17 protein-coding genes are annotated in these 15,723 nt (G+C 45.5%); 6 read left to right on the forward strand and 11 right to left on the reverse strand.

Going from position 1 to position 15,723, the window contains the following annotated elements; genetic code table 11:
• Nucleotides 1-138: 138 nt before the first annotated feature.
• From MHB72_RS14190 to MHB72_RS14205, 4 genes are all read right to left on the reverse strand, one after another.
• Entirely contained in the window at nt 139-2,262 is a 2,124-nt protein-coding gene (locus MHB72_RS14190) for a peptidoglycan D,D-transpeptidase FtsI family protein (RefSeq protein WP_035338382.1), read from the reverse strand.
• 101 nt (nt 2,263-2,363) lie between these two features.
• A complete protein-coding gene (locus tag MHB72_RS14195; RefSeq protein WP_340903094.1) occupies nt 2,364-3,650 on the reverse strand; it encodes an MFS transporter in 1,287 nt (428 codons plus the stop codon).
• Between the two features lie 382 nt (nt 3,651-4,032).
• Nucleotides 4,033-4,641: a superoxide dismutase SodA gene (sodA, locus tag MHB72_RS14200; protein ID WP_023855215.1), complete on the reverse strand. Its 609-nt coding sequence runs from the start codon at nt 4,639-4,641 to the stop codon at nt 4,033-4,035.
• Between the two features lie 182 nt (nt 4,642-4,823).
• Nucleotides 4,824-5,306: a DUF456 domain-containing protein gene (locus MHB72_RS14205; RefSeq protein ID WP_023855216.1), complete on the reverse strand. Its 483-nt coding sequence runs from the start codon at nt 5,304-5,306 to the stop codon at nt 4,824-4,826.
• Nucleotides 5,307-5,464: 158 nt separating this feature from the next.
• On the opposite strand from MHB72_RS14205, the gene MHB72_RS14210 reads away from it, so the two are divergent.
• From MHB72_RS14210 to ispG, 3 genes are all read left to right on the forward strand, one after another.
• Entirely contained in the window at nt 5,465-6,223 is a 759-nt protein-coding gene (locus MHB72_RS14210) for a DUF1189 domain-containing protein (protein WP_105981083.1), read from the forward strand.
• 84 nt (nt 6,224-6,307) lie between these two features.
• A complete protein-coding gene (locus tag MHB72_RS14215; RefSeq protein ID WP_254122022.1) occupies nt 6,308-6,613 on the forward strand; it encodes a LysM peptidoglycan-binding domain-containing protein in 306 nt (101 codons plus the stop codon).
• 106 nt (nt 6,614-6,719) lie between these two features.
• Nucleotides 6,720-7,838, forward strand: a complete 1,119-nt coding sequence (gene ispG / locus MHB72_RS14220; RefSeq protein ID WP_085959519.1) for a flavodoxin-dependent (E)-4-hydroxy-3-methylbut-2-enyl-diphosphate synthase — start codon at nt 6,720-6,722, stop codon at nt 7,836-7,838.
• 37 nt (nt 7,839-7,875) lie between these two features.
• Here the strand turns inward: ispG and MHB72_RS14225 are convergent, their stop codons facing one another.
• The gene (locus MHB72_RS14225) at nt 7,876-8,247 is read right to left on the reverse strand and encodes a hypothetical protein (RefSeq protein ID WP_023855219.1); all 372 of its coding nucleotides are present in this window, start codon (nt 8,245-8,247) and stop codon (nt 7,876-7,878) included.
• Nucleotides 8,248-8,384: 137 nt separating this feature from the next.
• On the opposite strand from MHB72_RS14225, the gene MHB72_RS14230 reads away from it, so the two are divergent.
• Entirely contained in the window at nt 8,385-8,969 is a 585-nt protein-coding gene (locus MHB72_RS14230) for a 5' nucleotidase, NT5C type (RefSeq protein WP_026579293.1), read from the forward strand.
• 70 nt (nt 8,970-9,039) lie between these two features.
• On the opposite strand, the gene MHB72_RS14235 is transcribed toward MHB72_RS14230, so the two are convergent.
• The 4 genes from MHB72_RS14235 to MHB72_RS14250 all read right to left on the reverse strand — a co-directional run bounded on the left by MHB72_RS14235 (nt 9,040) and on the right by MHB72_RS14250 (nt 12,113).
• Nucleotides 9,040-9,471: a Fur family transcriptional regulator gene (locus tag MHB72_RS14235; protein ID WP_023855221.1), complete on the reverse strand. Its 432-nt coding sequence runs from the start codon at nt 9,469-9,471 to the stop codon at nt 9,040-9,042.
• On the reverse strand, nt 9,449-10,309 hold the full coding sequence (locus tag MHB72_RS14240; protein ID WP_340903097.1) for a metal ABC transporter permease: 861 nt from the start codon (nt 10,307-10,309) through the stop codon (nt 9,449-9,451). The genes MHB72_RS14235 and MHB72_RS14240 overlap by 23 nt, the downstream gene beginning before the upstream one ends.
• On the reverse strand, nt 10,309-11,085 hold the full coding sequence (locus MHB72_RS14245) for a metal ABC transporter ATP-binding protein (RefSeq protein WP_023855223.1): 777 nt from the start codon (nt 11,083-11,085) through the stop codon (nt 10,309-10,311). Before MHB72_RS14245 ends, MHB72_RS14240 begins: the two co-directional genes overlap by 1 nt.
• A 143-nt stretch (nt 11,086-11,228) precedes the next feature.
• Nucleotides 11,229-12,113: a YitT family protein gene (locus MHB72_RS14250; RefSeq protein WP_026579292.1), complete on the reverse strand. Its 885-nt coding sequence runs from the start codon at nt 12,111-12,113 to the stop codon at nt 11,229-11,231.
• A 126-nt stretch (nt 12,114-12,239) separates the two neighbouring features.
• Here MHB72_RS14250 and MHB72_RS14255 point away from each other — a divergent pair, with 126 nt between their 5' ends.
• On the forward strand, nt 12,240-12,494 hold the full coding sequence (locus tag MHB72_RS14255) for a DUF2624 domain-containing protein (RefSeq protein ID WP_023855226.1): 255 nt from the start codon (nt 12,240-12,242) through the stop codon (nt 12,492-12,494).
• 29 nt (nt 12,495-12,523) lie between these two features.
• On the opposite strand, the gene MHB72_RS14260 is transcribed toward MHB72_RS14255, so the two are convergent.
• Together MHB72_RS14260 and MHB72_RS14265 are read right to left on the reverse strand one after the other, a co-directional pair.
• Nucleotides 12,524-13,417, reverse strand: a complete 894-nt coding sequence (locus MHB72_RS14260) for a deoxyribonuclease IV (protein WP_216920048.1) — start codon at nt 13,415-13,417, stop codon at nt 12,524-12,526.
• Between the two features lie 11 nt (nt 13,418-13,428).
• Nucleotides 13,429-14,748 (reverse strand): DEAD/DEAH box helicase, encoded by a 1,320-nt coding sequence (locus tag MHB72_RS14265; RefSeq protein ID WP_050820709.1) that lies wholly within the window; start codon nt 14,746-14,748, stop codon nt 13,429-13,431.
• A 255-nt stretch (nt 14,749-15,003) separates the two neighbouring features.
• On the opposite strand from MHB72_RS14265, the gene vrrA reads away from it, so the two are divergent.
• The gene (vrrA, locus tag MHB72_RS14270) at nt 15,004-15,654 is read left to right on the forward strand and encodes a VrrA/YqfQ family protein (RefSeq protein WP_145654282.1); all 651 of its coding nucleotides are present in this window, start codon (nt 15,004-15,006) and stop codon (nt 15,652-15,654) included.
• The last annotated feature ends 69 nt before the right edge of the window (nt 15,655-15,723 follow it).

Below are 15,723 nucleotides of genomic sequence, written 5' to 3' on the forward strand. Positions count from 1 at the left end.
TTCAGTGTTAATCTTGTTTAAATGAATTATTAAGGTTTTGTAAAATAAGCTTGAACTTTGTATAGAATGCGGGTGAAAGGAAGTTGCGCACAAAAAAACACCTGCATGGTTCAATGCAGGTGTTTTAATGAAAAAGTCCTATTCTGTAGCTTCTTTTTCGATTTTGTCTTTATTTTTTTCGGCGGTATTTTCTTTCGATTGTTTTGATTTCAGTTCAAAATACTTATCAAGCACTTTCCGGCCGAGTTCGTTTGTAATTGAATATCTTTGGCCATAGTCATTATAAACCCAAGGAACGACGACGGAAATTGCGACTTCAGGATTATCGTAAGGAGCGTAGGCAACAAGCGTTGTATTGTATGTCGGTGTTCCCGTTTTCGATTTGTCCGGTCCGTCATAGAAAGACTGGGCCGTTCCTGTTTTTCCTGCTGGTTTATATGAAGCAGAAGCAAACTGACCCGCTGCCGTACCTTTTGTCATTACGCGCCTGAATCCGTTTTGGACTTCTTTAATATATTGATCGCTCATGTCTAATTTGTTCAATACTTCAGGCTGCACGGACTGTGTAACGGCCCCGATTCCTTTTTTCGAATCAGGCTCCCTGATCTCTTTCACGAGCTGCGGCTTCATGCGGTACCCGCCATTGGCAATCGTTGATACGTACTGAGCCAGCTGCAGCGGTGTGTATGTGTCATACTGTCCGATGGAATAGTCAAGCAAGAAACCAGGCAGTCTTTGAGATCCTTTGTAGCCTGTTGCTTCATTTGGCAGATCGATTCCGGTTTTGACGCCGAGGCCGAACTGGCTGAAATAATACCTGAATGTGTCAAATGCTTTTGTTTGAAGATTGAGAGGCTGGTGCGCCTTATATTGACCTTTACCAAGGGCGATCGCTGTTTTAAACATGAACACGTTTGAAGATTGTTCAAGCGCTCCCTGGATACCCAGTGTTCCCAAGCCCACTCTCCATGACTTTTTCGGATTCGGCGAGTCACCGATCCAAAGCGGTTCATCAAGAAAAGTCGTATTTAAATTAATGGCTCCCGTCTGCAAACCTGTTAAAACAGTGGCCCCTTTGACAGCCGAGCCCATCGCGTAAGAAGACGTCATCGCGCCGAGGGCATAGTCGTCAACCTTTAATTTGCCGCTTTCGTTTTTAAGCTGCTTGCCGGCAATCGATAACACTTCCCCGTTTCGCGGGTCCATCATGACGACGAATGCGCGGTCGAGAAGCGGAGCGCTATGCTGGGCTTTGGCAGACTTCAGTTCATCCTCGATAATTTTTTCAATCTCTTTTTGCATATCAACATCGATCGTCAAGACTAAATCTTTTCCGCTTTTCCCCTCTGAAATGACTTCCGTATCGACGATGTCCCCTGATTTGTCGGTAATATTTTTCACTTTCTCTTTCTGTCCCTGAAGCACATTTTCATATTCGGCTTCAAGGTAGCTTTTTCCAACCCGGTCATTCCGGTTGTAGCCGAGCGACAAATAATGATCAAGCAGACTTTTCGGAAGCCCTTCATTTGAATCAGATATGCTGCCGATCATCGTTCTGAGCAGACCGTTATAAGGATAATCCCGCTTCCAATCTGACGTCACATCGACTCCAGGGAGCTCGTCCAGGTGTTCGCTGACAACCGCCATTTCTTTTGCGGTTACGTCCTTGTTTTTAATATACTGCGGAGTCAACGCGTATCCAGAATCCATCTGACGCTTGATTGCCAAGACTTTCAAATCTTGATCTGTCAGTTCTTTCAGTTTATCTTCCGTGATCCTGTCAAGCTGCAGCTGGTATAAATCGTCTTCTTTCAGCTTGCCGTCCTTAACTTTTTTCCGATCCTGATCGGTGATGAGCTTCTCGGCTTTTTTCGGCCTCGTTAAAATCCAGTAGTCCTTTTTATCGCGCTCCGTTATTTTATCTGTATCGATTTTGATCATTTCTGCAAGTTTTTTTGCTATTTTAAGCCTGTCCTTTTGAGAGGTCGATGATGTCCTTGTGTATGTAATGGCATTCATCGGTTTATTTTTCACGATCGTGTTTAAGTTCCGATCATATATTTTCCCCCGCGGAACGCTTGTCGAGACATCGACTTCTTCCTGCTTCTGCACTTCGTTCGTATAGTCTTCGCCAAAGACGATCTGCACCATGCCGAGGCGCACGACGACGATGGTGAAAATAATAAAAGCGAGCAGGAACAATATGTTCAATCTAATGGGGAGCGATTTGCGTTTTTCAGTTTTCATTTTTTTGTTCATCATTAGCATCACCTTTTTGAAATAAAGAAAAGACACCTTATGAAAAGGTGCCAAATCTATTGTAAAGTTTTTTTCGGCATTTTTCTACTATTTTCCCTTGCGGCTTACCTTTTTCCTTCTAAATAATTGGGTTCAGCTGTTTGTTTATGCGCATCTTTTCCGACCGTTTCGCGGGCGGGCTCTGTCAGACGGATATCTTTGACGAAATAGTAGATCAGCGTGTGGCCTGCCCCCAGCAAAACGAGGGAAACCGGAATGCCCAGGTCTTCTTTCAGCAGCGACACGAGCAGCAAAAAGACCAAGATCGAGACAATCCGTCCGATGTTTAAAAAAACCTCTCTGACGACAATATATTCGATCCGCGCTTTCCGGGCATACCTTGCTTTACCGATCACATCATATGTGAGCGATGAATACGGTACGAGCAAAATCGGATAGCCGATCGCAATCGCTATAGCATACAGCAGCAGCGTCACATACGTCATATGAAACAAAATCAGAAAGAGAGCGCCGAACAGGATGAGACCGCCCATTAAAATCGCCTTTTTGCGCGCTCCTTTTTTAATAAGCCGCGTTGCGAAATAGTATGCAAAAAAAGAAACAGCTGAATTAATCAAGCCGAACTTCCCCAATGCCAACTCGCTCTTTGTCGTAATAAAGACAAAGACATTGATTAAAAAAACGAAAATCCCTTCTCTCAGCCCCTGAAAAAAATGAGCATTTGTAATGCTGCGCCAATTCGGGTCTGAATTTCGTTCCGCCCAGATTTTCTTCAAAATGTAGCGGCCGCGCGATTCACGCCTCTTTAAAAAAAAGCTCGTGATGACAGCCACTGAAAATAAAGCCAAAGACAGGCTGAAAATCACCGTGTACCCCGTGTTGTCAGCAAGCCATGAAATAACATAGCCGGCGACAATCGGACCGATCATTCCCGCGCCGGAATTTAAAATGCCGAGAAACCCGTTAAAAAAATCTCTCGTGTCCGGCTCAGTGATTTCAAATGTCAGGACATTAAACGCAAGCCAATAAAATCCGTAGCCAATTCCGAGCACACTGCCGAGCAGCACAAGCCGTGATCCCACATTCTCCCCCGCCAACAGCACGGTTAAATAAAATACAGCCAAAAACGAAACGCCAAACCTGAGTATAAACACCCTGTCGATTTTTTTAGCAAGGCGGCCTGCAAACATAAAGATGATAGGCTGCATCACGACGATCGACAAATTGTAAATGGCCAAATCGACAAACTGTCCGGACTGCTTCCACAGATATACATTCACAAACGTATTGGAAAGGGCAATGCTAAGAGAATAAAGGCCGCCGACTGCAAGTAGCAGCAGGAGGTCCCTGTTTACTTCAACATCGCCTATTATGTTTTTGATTCTGCTCATAACTGACTCCCCTTTACTGATCATCATTAGTCTGTCTCATCAAAAGTCAGTTATGTACTTCAGAGCAAAAGAAACGAAAAACAAACAGACCGGCTTTTTGCCGGTCCTTCAACAGCCGCTCCGCTTCGCGAACAACATAAAAAGGCCCGCTTTCCGCGGGCCTCTCAGCGTGTCGACAAACCCTCGCATTCGTTGTCAGGCCTGCGCGTCGGTACTCACGAATCCAACATTCGCTCCGCTCCGATGCTCGGCCTTCCTAGACTGCAAGGGTTTTCAATCACGCTGAAAAGGGATGATAAAATCCCAAAACAAAAAGTCGTTTTGGGATTTTATCAACAATCTGAAAGGCCCGCTTTTCGCGGGCCTCTTTTCTCAAACTGGATTATTTTGCTTCGCTGTAAAGGCGTGCAACTTCATCCCAGTTCACGACGTTCCAGAATGCTTTAATGTAATCTGGACGGCGGTTTTGGTAATTCAGGTAGTATGCGTGCTCCCATACGTCAAGACCTAAGACAGGGGTCTTGCCTTCTGAAAGAGGAGAATCTTGGTTTGGCGTGCTTGTGATTTCAAGCTCTCCGTTATTGACAACAAGCCATGCCCAGCCGGAGCCGAAACGGCCAGCTGCTGCAGCGGCAAAGTCTTCTTTGAATTGATCGAAGCTGCCGAATTTGCTGTTGATCGCTTCTGCCAATTCACCAGTCGGAGCGCCTCCTCCGTTTGGAGAAAGAAGTTTCCAGAACAATGAGTGGTTGGCATGTCCACCGCCATTGTTGCGGACAGCTGTGCGGATGTTTTCCGGTACAGCATCAAGGTTTGCAACAAGCTCTTCAACAGATTTGCTTTCAAGGTCCTGTTTGCCTGCCACCGCTTCGTTCAATTTTGTAACATATGTGTTATGGTGCTTCGTATGGTGAATATTCATCGTCTCTTTGTCGATGTGAGGTTCTAACGCATCGTAAGCATAAGGTAATTCTGGAAGTTTGTAAGCCATATCAATTCCTCCTTAATTTGTATGTATTGAAATGCCGCCTTTAGCAAGCCTTTCCTCTTTCAATGTATCAAAAGAAAAGGCTTGTTTCAATGGAAATGCTCACAAAATGATCACAGTTGCATTTCAAGCGCTCACTAAACTTTATCCTTTTCCCCTTCTTTTTAAACATGGACGGGAAAATTTTAGAGCACAGTATATAAAAAGTAGCCGATCATTATCAGCTGAATCACACTTTTCGCAAAAACGCCTGAAATAAATCCGATCAATGAACCGATCCCGATTCTGGCCGCTGTTTTCATATCCTTCTGATGGACAATCATCTCACCCGCCAAGGCCCCGACAAACGGCCCCAAAATAATGCCCGCCACAGGTATCACAAAAGGCCCGATCAAAAGGCCGATTGTGCTGCCCCATATCGCCGCCCTGCTGCCGCCGAAGCGCTTAATACCGAGGAGATTTGCAATATAGTCAGCAGCAAACAATACGGCTGTAAAAATGCCTTCAATGATCCAAAACAGGTAGGAGTAATGCCCGAATGTAAATAAAAAACCGTATAGAACAAAGCCGGCTACGATGAAAACGACGCTCGGAATGATGGGATAAACAAGGCCGATGAACGCAATGACGAACATCGCCGCAATGATGATCCAATATAAAACATCCATCCGAATCTCCTCCAATCGATTGTGATGCTTCATATTATACCCATTTTTCCAAAAGGAAACTTCCAGAACCCCTGTTGATCGATAAGTTTTCTTGTATTCGTCCTTTTGTGACGATACAATAATGCAGATACATTATAGAAATAGGAAGTGAAAAACGAATGAATTTATTTCAGCGATTTTTTAAAAGTACATATTCCCCTCACGCGATTGGCAAAATGCGTTTCCAAGGCATAGGGAAAACGATTTTATACGTATTTTTGCTCAGCATCATCGCCGCTCTCCCGAACCTTTACCATATCAGCAGCGGAGTGGTGAATACAATGAACAGCTTTCAGTCAGCTGTAAAAGAATTCCCCGCTTTCTCCATAAAAGACGGCTCACTGCAAACAGATGCAAAGAAAGCGATTGAATCACAGTCATTCGGATTTGTCATCGTTTTTGATCCGAGCGGCTCTTATAAAACAAAACAGATCGAAGACAAACGGAATTCCGTCGGCATTCTGAAAGATAAGTTCGTCATCGCCATTGACGGCCAAGTTCAGGAAATGCCGTACACCATGCTTCCCGAAGACATGTCCAAGAACGATATCCTTTCTTTAGTTGATCAAAATAAATCGGTGATTGTTCCCGTCTTATGCGTTCTGCTGTTTTTGGCGACGGCAGCCGGAAAATTCATTGATGTCTCGGTTCTTGCCGTCATCGGGCTGATCATTCGCAATGGACAGAAGAAAATGCTCTCCTATAAGCACCTTTGGGTGATGTCTGCTTATTCGATCACGCTCGCGACCGTGTTTTTTGCAATTATGGACGCGCTGGAGGCAGTGGTTCCAAGTCAGTTTCTCCTGAACTGGTTTGTGAACTTTATCATCCTGTTTCTCGCCATTAAAGAGACGCCGTCTTCTAAAGCAGCAAGGTAAAACGGGCAGGAGCAAATTTATTGTCATGTTGAAAGAGGGACAAGCGTAACATAATAAAAAATGCACGAAATGGGGACAAATCAGATGAAACGTGTGATTGTGCTGTTTTCGATTTTACTCGCCCTGTTCATTGTTTATTATGACTTGAAATCAGGCACCATCCCTCAAAACGCCTTGCCGGCTTCAACCATGGCAGCAGAAGCTCCGGCTGCAAGCCTGCAATATAAGACCGTTACCGTCAAACCCGGACAGACCGTATTTTCAATTATCGGGAACAGCGCCGTTCCGGCCGACAAAATAGCCGAAGATTTTGAAGCGCTGAATCCGAGTGTGAAGGCGAGCCGCATTCAAGCAGGCATCACCTACAAGTTTCCCGTTTATCCTGAATAAGCGTTAATTTCTTGTCAGTTTCATGAACGGGCTGTTACAATAAGACTTGTAAACGATTTGGTATAAGAAAAGGAGCAACCGCCTCCGAATTATACTTAAGGAGCGAATTCAAGTGAGTGAAATCACACATCGTACAAAAACGCGTCCCGTTAAAGTGGGACCTTTAACAATAGGCGGCAATAACGAAGTCGTCATTCAAAGCATGACAACAACAAAAACACATGACGTTGAAGCAACCGTCGCCGAAATCAACAGACTCGCGGAAGCGGGATGTCAAATCGTCCGCGTCGCCTGTCCTGATGAACGTGCTGCAGACGCGATTCCTGAGATCAAAAAGCGGATATCCATCCCTCTTGTCGTGGATATTCATTTCAACTATAAATTGGCTTTAAAAGCGATCGAAGGCGGAGCCGATAAAATCCGCATCAATCCGGGAAACATCGGCCGCCGCGAAAAGGTTGAAGCGGTGGTCAATGCAGCGAAGGAAAAGGGCATTCCAATCCGGATCGGTGTCAATGCAGGCTCTCTGGAAAAACGAATCCTTGAGAAATACGGCTATCCGACAGCAGACGGCATGGTCGAAAGTGCACTGCACCACATTAAAATTCTTGAAGATCTCGATTTCCACGATATCATCGTCAGCATGAAGGCGTCTGATGTCAATCTGGCGATTGAAGCGTACGAAAAAGCGGCAAAAGCATTCGATTATCCGCTTCATTTAGGCATCACCGAATCGGGTACGCTGTTTGCAGGTACGGTGAAAAGCGCCGCCGGTCTCGGCGCGATCCTTTCAAAAGGAATCGGCAATACATTGCGGATTTCTTTAAGCGCGGACCCGGTCGAAGAAGTAAAAGTCGCCAGGGAGCTCCTGAAATCTTTCGGGCTCGCTTCCAATGCCGCGACATTGATTTCCTGCCCGACTTGCGGCCGGATCGAAATCGATTTGATCAGCATCGCCAATGAAGTCGAAGATTACATCGCTAAAATCAAGGCGCCGATTAAAGTTGCCGTTCTCGGCTGTGCCGTCAACGGTCCCGGAGAAGCGCGTGAAGCCGATATCGGGATTGCCGGCGCACGCGGCGAAGGCCTCCTGTTCCGCAAAGGCGAAATCGTCCGGAAAGTGCCTGAGGAAACGATGGTCGAGGAATTGAAAAAAGAAATCGACAAGCTCGCCGAAGAGCATTATGCCAAACAAGCGGCCGAAAAAGAAAAATTAAACACATAATCAAAAAGCTTGACGGATATCCGTCAAGCTTTTTCCGTTAGAAAAACGGGGTGATGAATATGCCAAGCACCAAGGAAACTGCACCGATACCCATTGCCCATGCTCCTAAGCCAGCTGCTCCTTGTCTTCTGGCTATATAACCGACAATGATCCCTGCAATTCCTAACAGCACTGGAAGCATAAACAAGGAAATAATCGAAAGCGCAAGCGCGATATACCCGGTTACGCGTCCGCCGGCAGCATCGGCATCGTTACGCGCGTCACCGTTGTCCCTGTTATCCGTACGATAAGTCGGGGCAACTTCTGCTGCTGTTTCTTCTAAAAAGTCATCATTATCTAAAGTCGCATCGACTAGGTCAGCATCATAACCGGCCCGGTTACGACCGCGAACATTTTGATCTCTTTCCATTCGATATCCCCCCTCTTTAATCCATAAAGGAGCATTTATAGTTTAAGCATTTTAGCCCGATTCATGTTTGCTAAACTTTACTGTAAATGTTAAAAGATTATGATACACTGGAGGAATGGATGATAAGGAGTGTGGACATGTTACATTTAGGAATCGATATTGATGGAACGATCACTGCCCAGGATACTTTTGTTCCCTATTTGAACGAGTCGTTCAGCCTCTCCATTACATTGGAAGATATTAAGGAATATGACTTAACAAAGCTGCTGAATATATCCCAGGAAGATTTTTGGAAATGGATGAACGAAAACGAGCCCCGCATCTATCAGGAAGCATTGCTGGCTCAATATGCCAAACAGACGCTGGATGAGCTGAAAAAGCAGCATAAGCTGATATACATTACGGCAAGAAGACACCATCTGGAGGATATCACCTTTGATTGGTTCGAGAAACGCGACATTCACTATGACCATATAGAACTTGTCGGCGGTCACGATAAACTGGAAGCCGTCTTCAGGCATAAGATCGATGTTTTCTTTGAGGACCATCACGGGAATGCAACCATGATTGCAAAAGAAGCAGGCATTCCGGTTCTGTTGTTTAATACGCCGTATAATCAGCTTCCGATCGATTCAAACATCGTCAGAGTCGACAGCTGGCTTGAAGCCGCCCAATGGCTGAAAAAGAACGAGAAAACGATTAAAGGCGCAAAAAGCATGTAAGATAAAGTCCCTTACATGCTTTTTGCGTTAAAAAGGCATATGGCTTTTTAACGCCATATGCCGCTTTTCTTTACTGCGCTTCTGCGCTTTTTTCTTCGCATCGCGGGCACGTTCCGTAAATTTCAAACTTGTGGCCGCTGATCTGGTAGCCGTCAAGATCGTCTGTCAGCTTTTCCATCGGGCATAGCTCGATTTCCTTCGTTTTGCCGCACATCATGCAAATAAAATGATGGTGGTGATGAGCAGAAGAACATTTAAAGCGAAACAGCTTTTCACCGGAAAGCTCAGTCGTTTCCAAAATGCCGAGTTCTTCAAACAGCGACAAATTCCTGTAGATCGTATCAAAGCTTAACCCCGGATAATCATCGTTTAAAGCGGAAAGGACGTTTTTCGCCGTTAAATATTTATCAGAATCACTAAACAGCTGAAGCATATCCTCCCGTTTGCTTGTATATTTATATCCTTTTTCCTTCAGTAAATCAAGCGCTTCCTGTACGTTCACGGCGAATCCTCCTTTTGATTTTATTATAACTGATGCACAGTATCAGGATAAAGATCGACAGCATCACGATCGTTCCCCCCGGCGCAAGATCGAGATGATAAGCAAGCACCAGGCCGACGATGACGGAAAGTTCACCGAATAGGATCGATAAGAAGATCGCCTGCTTAAACGCCTTGGCAATGCGCATGCTCGCAGCGACAGGGAGCGTCATCAGCGCTGAAACGAGAAGCGTACCGACGATTCTCATAGAGGCGGCGATAACAAGCGCAACGATCAAAATAAATATAAAATGAATCCACTTTGCGGAAATCCCCGAAGCTTTAGCATGCTCTTCATCAAACGACAGAAGAAACAGCTCTTTAAAAAGGGAAAATACCACAATCAAAACGGCCGCGGAAATTCCGACGATCACCAGCATGTCTTCCCGCGAAACAGCGCTGACGCTGCCGAATAGATAGCTGAACAGATCCGTATTAAATCCGTCCGCAAGTGAAATAAAAATAACGGAAATCCCGATTCCCCCCGACATGATAATCGGGATCGCCAGCTCCTGATAATGTTTATAAACCGTTCTCAGCCTCTCGATAATCAAAGATCCGGCAACGGAAAACGCCATTCCGAAATAGATCGGGCTGACGCCGGCGAGCACTGCAAACTGTTTGCCTGCATACAGGCTCGCTGCTATGCCGGCTAAAGAGACGTGGCTGAGCGCATCTGCGATCAGCGACAGGCGCCTGACAACGATGAATACACCGAGCAAGGGCGCGATGAGGCCGATTAATATTCCTGAAATAAAAGCGTTTTGCAAAAACTCATAATGAAAAAAAGGTGTCAGCATTATTCGTGTCCTCCATGATGATGGTGATTGTGGCTGATGGCTTGAACATCATGCCCGTAAAATTGAGACAAGTCTTGATCTGTCATGGACTCAAACTCTTCTGTATTGCCGTGAAAATGAAGATGTTTATTCATGCAGGCAACGTGTGTGACTTTATCGGAAACCGTGCCGACATCATGGGTGACAAGAATGAGTGTAATGCCTTTTTCACGATTCAACTTCTCCAGCAGCTTGTAAAACCCTTCAACTGTTTTTTGATCGACTCCAACCGTCGGCTCGTCAAGAATGAGCAGCTTCGGTTCGCTCACAAGCGCTCTCGCGATGAAAGTTCTTTGCTGCTGTCCCCCCGAAAGCTCGCCGATGTTCCTGTCTTTCAGTGACGTGATGCCGACGGCTTCGATCGCTTCATCCACCTTTTGCTTATCGGCTTTGGACATGCGTCTGAATAAGCCGAGCTTCGCTGTTAAACCGCTTGCCACCACTTCATATACGGAAGCGGGAAAACCGGTGTTAAAGCTGTTTGCTTTTTGGGATACAAAGCCGATTTTGCTCCAGTCCTTAAATTTTCTGAGAGGGACGCCGAACAAATTAAGTTCGCCTGTCTGCGGCTTAATCAGCCCCAGAATGCATTTCAGCAATGTCGTCTTTCCCGATCCGTTTGGACCGACCAAGCCGAGAAAAGTCCCTTCTTCAATGTTTAAATTGATATCTTCTATCACATTTCGATGATCATAGGAATATGATACATGCTTCATTTCAATAATAGGTTGTTTCAATACGTTCACCTTCAACTTCTCCAGAATCATTACGATTTATCGCACAAAAAGAAAATGGCAGCCGAAAAGCAGCAAGCCATTTTCACGATTGACCAGTTCATCTTTAAATTATACATATAAACTAAAAAAAAGTAAATGAAAGCCTAATGGATGGCATTTTTGAACTTTCCTCCACGCGTTTCGTGCGTGTCCATAATCGTTATAAAAGCATTGTGATCAATATTGAAAACAATCGATTTCAGCTTTGTCACTTCAAGCCTGGTCACAACGGCATAAATCACCTCTGTATCCTCATCGGAATAGCCGCCTTTCCCTTTGAGCTTTGTCGTTCCCCGGCCGAGGCGATGCAGCAGCGCATCGGAAATCTCCTCGTATTGATCTGAAACGATGATGACCGCTTTCGTCTCATCAAGCCCTTGAATAACGGCGTCGATCGTCTTCATCGCAATATAGTACGTCATAACCGAAAACATAGCCTGCTCAAGGCCGAATACAAAGCTTGCCCACGTAAAAATAAAGACATTGACGAACATGACAAATTCGCCGACTGAAAATGGCAGCTTTTTCGTAAGCAAAATGCCGAGTATCTCAGTTCCATCCATAGAACCGCCGTTACGAATAACAAGCCCTACGCCGAATCCGAGCAGAAGACCGCCGAATACGGCTGCCAGAACGGGCTGAGTCGTAACCCCTTCTACATGATGCAACAAGGTTTCAATAATTGATAAGCTGATGATTCCGATCAGGGTTGAAATTAAGAACGTTTTTCCGATGTGCTTGTAGCCTGAAAACATAAACGGAATGTTAAGAACGACGACGAGCAGTGCGAAGTTGATATACGGAGTATCTTTAAAAATGTAGTCCAATATTAGTGAAATGCCGATAATGCCCCCGTCAATGATGTTGTTCGGCACTAAAAATAATTCGATGCTGGCGGCTGCACAGGCAGCCCCGACGAGAATCATGACGATCCGAAACGCCACTTTGACCGCTGATTCTTTTTTATGCTGTTTTATGGTATTTGCCATTCTGTCTCTCCTTTTTCCAAACTGGCCAAACTGTCCCTTATCATCATATCATTTAACAGACTGAAATAAAAAAATGACACATTTTTAATTTTACGCCATACATTAGTTCAGAGGGGAGGAATGGACGTGATTTTATTTCAAAAAATCGTGCTGCAGCGTTTAAATCAGGTCACGGCTGACGAGGTGCTGAAGTACGCTAAACAATACGGAATTCATGTAACAAGAAAACAGGCGCTTGAAGTGGAAAAGCTTGTGAAAGGAAAAAACATCAATATTTTTAATGAGGAAGAACGCAATAAACTGCTCAAGCAGGTGGAAGCGGTCACTTCAAAAGAAGCGGTGCAGCTCTTGAACCAGCTATTTTCTCAATACGTATCATAAAAAAAGGGGAGCTGATACGCCCCCCTTTTTTATTGCTGCTTGATTTTTTCCAGCAGCCCTTCATCAAACTGTTTATTTTTAAGCATTTCAATTTCAAACCGGTATGGCGGCTTTTTGTTCTTTTTATCTTCTCCTACATAAGGCGTTTCAAGGATTTTCGGAATATCTTTCAGCTGATCGTGGTGGACGATGTATTGAAGCGCATCAAAACCGATTTCTCCGAATCCGATGTTTTCGTGCCGGTCCTTTCTCGCGCCTCTGACATTCTTGCTGTCATTAATATGAAGCACTTTTAAACGGTCGATTCCGACGATCTTATCGAATTCGTTTAAGACACCGTCAAAGTCGGATACGACATCGTAACCCGCGTCATGGGTATGGCATGTATCGAAGCAGACGGATAAATGTTCATTGTGTGTAACGCCGTCGATGATCTGTGCCAACTCCTCAAACGTCCGTCCGCATTCTGAACCTTTGCCGGCCATCGTTTCCAAAGCGATCTGCACATTCTGATTCGAGTCGATGACCTCGTTCAATCCTTCGATGATTTTTTGAATGCCCGCTTCTGCGCCTGCACCTACATGAGCTCCCGGGTGAAGAACGATTTGTCTGGCGCCGATCGCCGCCGTCCTTTCAATTTCAGAACGCAGGAACTCGACACCGAGCTCAAATGTGGCCGGATTTGTTGTATTGCCGATATTGATAATATACGGGGCATGAACGACGATATCAGAGATGCCGTTCTCCTCCATATGGGCTCTTCCTGCTTCAATATTTAAATCCTCGATTTTTTTCCTGCGCGTGTTTTGCGGCGCTCCCGTATAGATCATAAATGTATTGGCGCCGTAGGAGCTTGCCTCCTGACTGGCCGCAAGCAGCATATGTTTTCCGCTCATTGAGACGTGTGAACCAATTTTCAACAAAACTGTTTCCCCTACTTTCCTTTTCTAAATTGCTTTCTTTTTTGCTGTCTTTTTATTTTATTGATTTCCGTCTGCATTTTCTTCTTATATCCTGGCTTGACTTTTCTCGGTTTTTTCACAAGCCGCTTGGCGACCTCATCCGTTTCATCAGGCGTTCTTTTTCGATTCTGACGGCGCTTGCGGTCATCAATCTTTTTCCACTCGCCTTTTTCAAGCCTCATGTTTTCAAACACGATTCCCATCTGTTCAAGCTTCACAAGTGCATCTTCGTCAGAGGTATCATAAAACGTCATCGCTGTTCCGGATGTTCCGGCGCGCGCTGTACGGCCGACGCGGTGAACGTAAAAATCAAGATCGTCTGGCAGTTCATAGTTAATGACATGGCTGATACCTTTAATATCGATTCCCCTTGCAGCCAAATCAGTGGCTATGATATAGGTGAATTCCAGATCGCCGATTTGCTTCATCACTTTTTTTCGTTCCCGCGGCGTAAGCCCTCCGTGAAGAAGTCCGACTTTCATCCCTTTGTCCGTCAGGTATGCGGCGATTTCGTCAGCCGTTGTTTTTGTATTGGCAAAAACAATCGCCAAATACGGATTTAAATGGGTCATAACCTCGAGCAGCAGCTCATTTTTATCCCTGTGTCTGGAAGGTATCAGCACGTGTTCGATTTTTTCGGCCGTGATGTGCTTCGGCTCAACATGCGCATACCTCGGATTGGCCATATACTTTTTCAGGAAAGGCTTTAATTTTTCTGGAATCGTTGCGGAAAATACGAGCATCTGCAAGCCTTCAGGCATATGCGACCCGATAAAATCGACATCTTCCAAAAATCCCATATCAAGCATTAAGTCCGCCTCGTCGATAACGAGCGAACCGGCTTTATGAACATCGAGCGCCTGCTCCCTGATCAGATCTGCAATCCGCCCCGGCGTACCAACCACCAGATGGGGCTGTGTTCTTAATTTGTCAATCGATTTTTGTTTATCGGTACCGCCGATGAAACATTTCGAACGAACCGCTTCATCAGGCCCTAAAAACTTGGTGATTTTCAGGACTTCCTGATGAATCTGGTTGGCGAGCTCCCTTGTCGGAGCCGTAATCACGACTTGAACGAACTCTTTTTCAAAATCGATCCTGCTTAAGAGCGGGAGCAGATAGGCATGCGTTTTTCCCGTACCTGTCTGCGACTGTCCGATCGCGCTCTCCCCTTTCAGCGCCGCAGGAATTAACCGCTTCTGAATATCAGTCGGCTCATAAAATCCCAAGTCGTGAACAGCCTCTATAATAAACGGCTTTAAATCGTACATTTCAAATTTCGTTTGTTTCATTTTCCCAACTCCTTCTTGGAAAGCCTTTATTCCGGCGCTCCAAGCTTTATCCTATATGGCTGAATTGTGCGCTTATGTATCCTTTTTTATGCCGCACTGCTTAAAAAAAGGCTGATATCATGTCCATCATTAAATTATAACTGATCCTGCGGAAAAAAACCATCACCCCCGCCCTATTCGGGCCGGCGGCAAAGGCACTTTGCCACCGTTGGTGCATACCCTATCAAGAGAAGGATTTTGAAAGGAGGTACAAGTATGTTTCAGCAACAGCCGATGAGAAATCAGCCAAGACCGCAGATGCCGCAAAGGCCCGGCAGAGCCTTGATGCCGAGACATCCGGGGATGAGAATGCAGCCCCCTCAAGCGCAGCAGCGCGGCCTGCAGCAAATGTTTCAGCCGATGGGCGCCGCCCAGGAGCAAGCAGGGGCGCGAGGAGGCGGCGGGATTCAGGGTTTGCTCTCGAAAATCCTTCCTGGATCTGCCGCGTCCGGGGGAACAGGAGCAGGCCTCGGCGGAACCGGAAGCGGCCTTGGAGGCATTCAAGGTCTTGCCAATCCGGCTACCATTTCAAACATGCTCGGCAATGTTCAAAAAGCGCTCGGTGTAGCCCAGCAAGTAACGCCGATGATTCAGCAATACGGACCTCTCGTCCGCAATCTCCCCGGCATGGTGAAAATGTTCAGACAGCTGAATTCCGATGATACTGAAGCGGAGGACAGCGAACAACAAAAAGACGAACCGGACAACAAGACCGAAACGAGCGGCGAAAAGAAAGAAGAAATAAAAGTGTCTTCCAAAACACCCGAAAAATCCAAAGCCGAAGAAATTAGAAAAAAACGGAGCCGTTCAGCCCCTCCGTCTGCAAAAAGAAAAACCGGAGGATCAAAACCTAAACTGTATGTATAACATTCTTTGATATCTCCTGCGGGATCAGATATAATGAGGTCTATAGAGACTGCAAAAATAAGCCGTTTT

Origin of the sequence: Bacillus sp. FSL K6-1284 (genome assembly GCF_038002625.1) — a bacterium.
In the GTDB taxonomy this organism is placed as follows: domain Bacteria; phylum Bacillota; class Bacilli; order Bacillales; family Bacillaceae; genus Bacillus; species Bacillus paralicheniformis.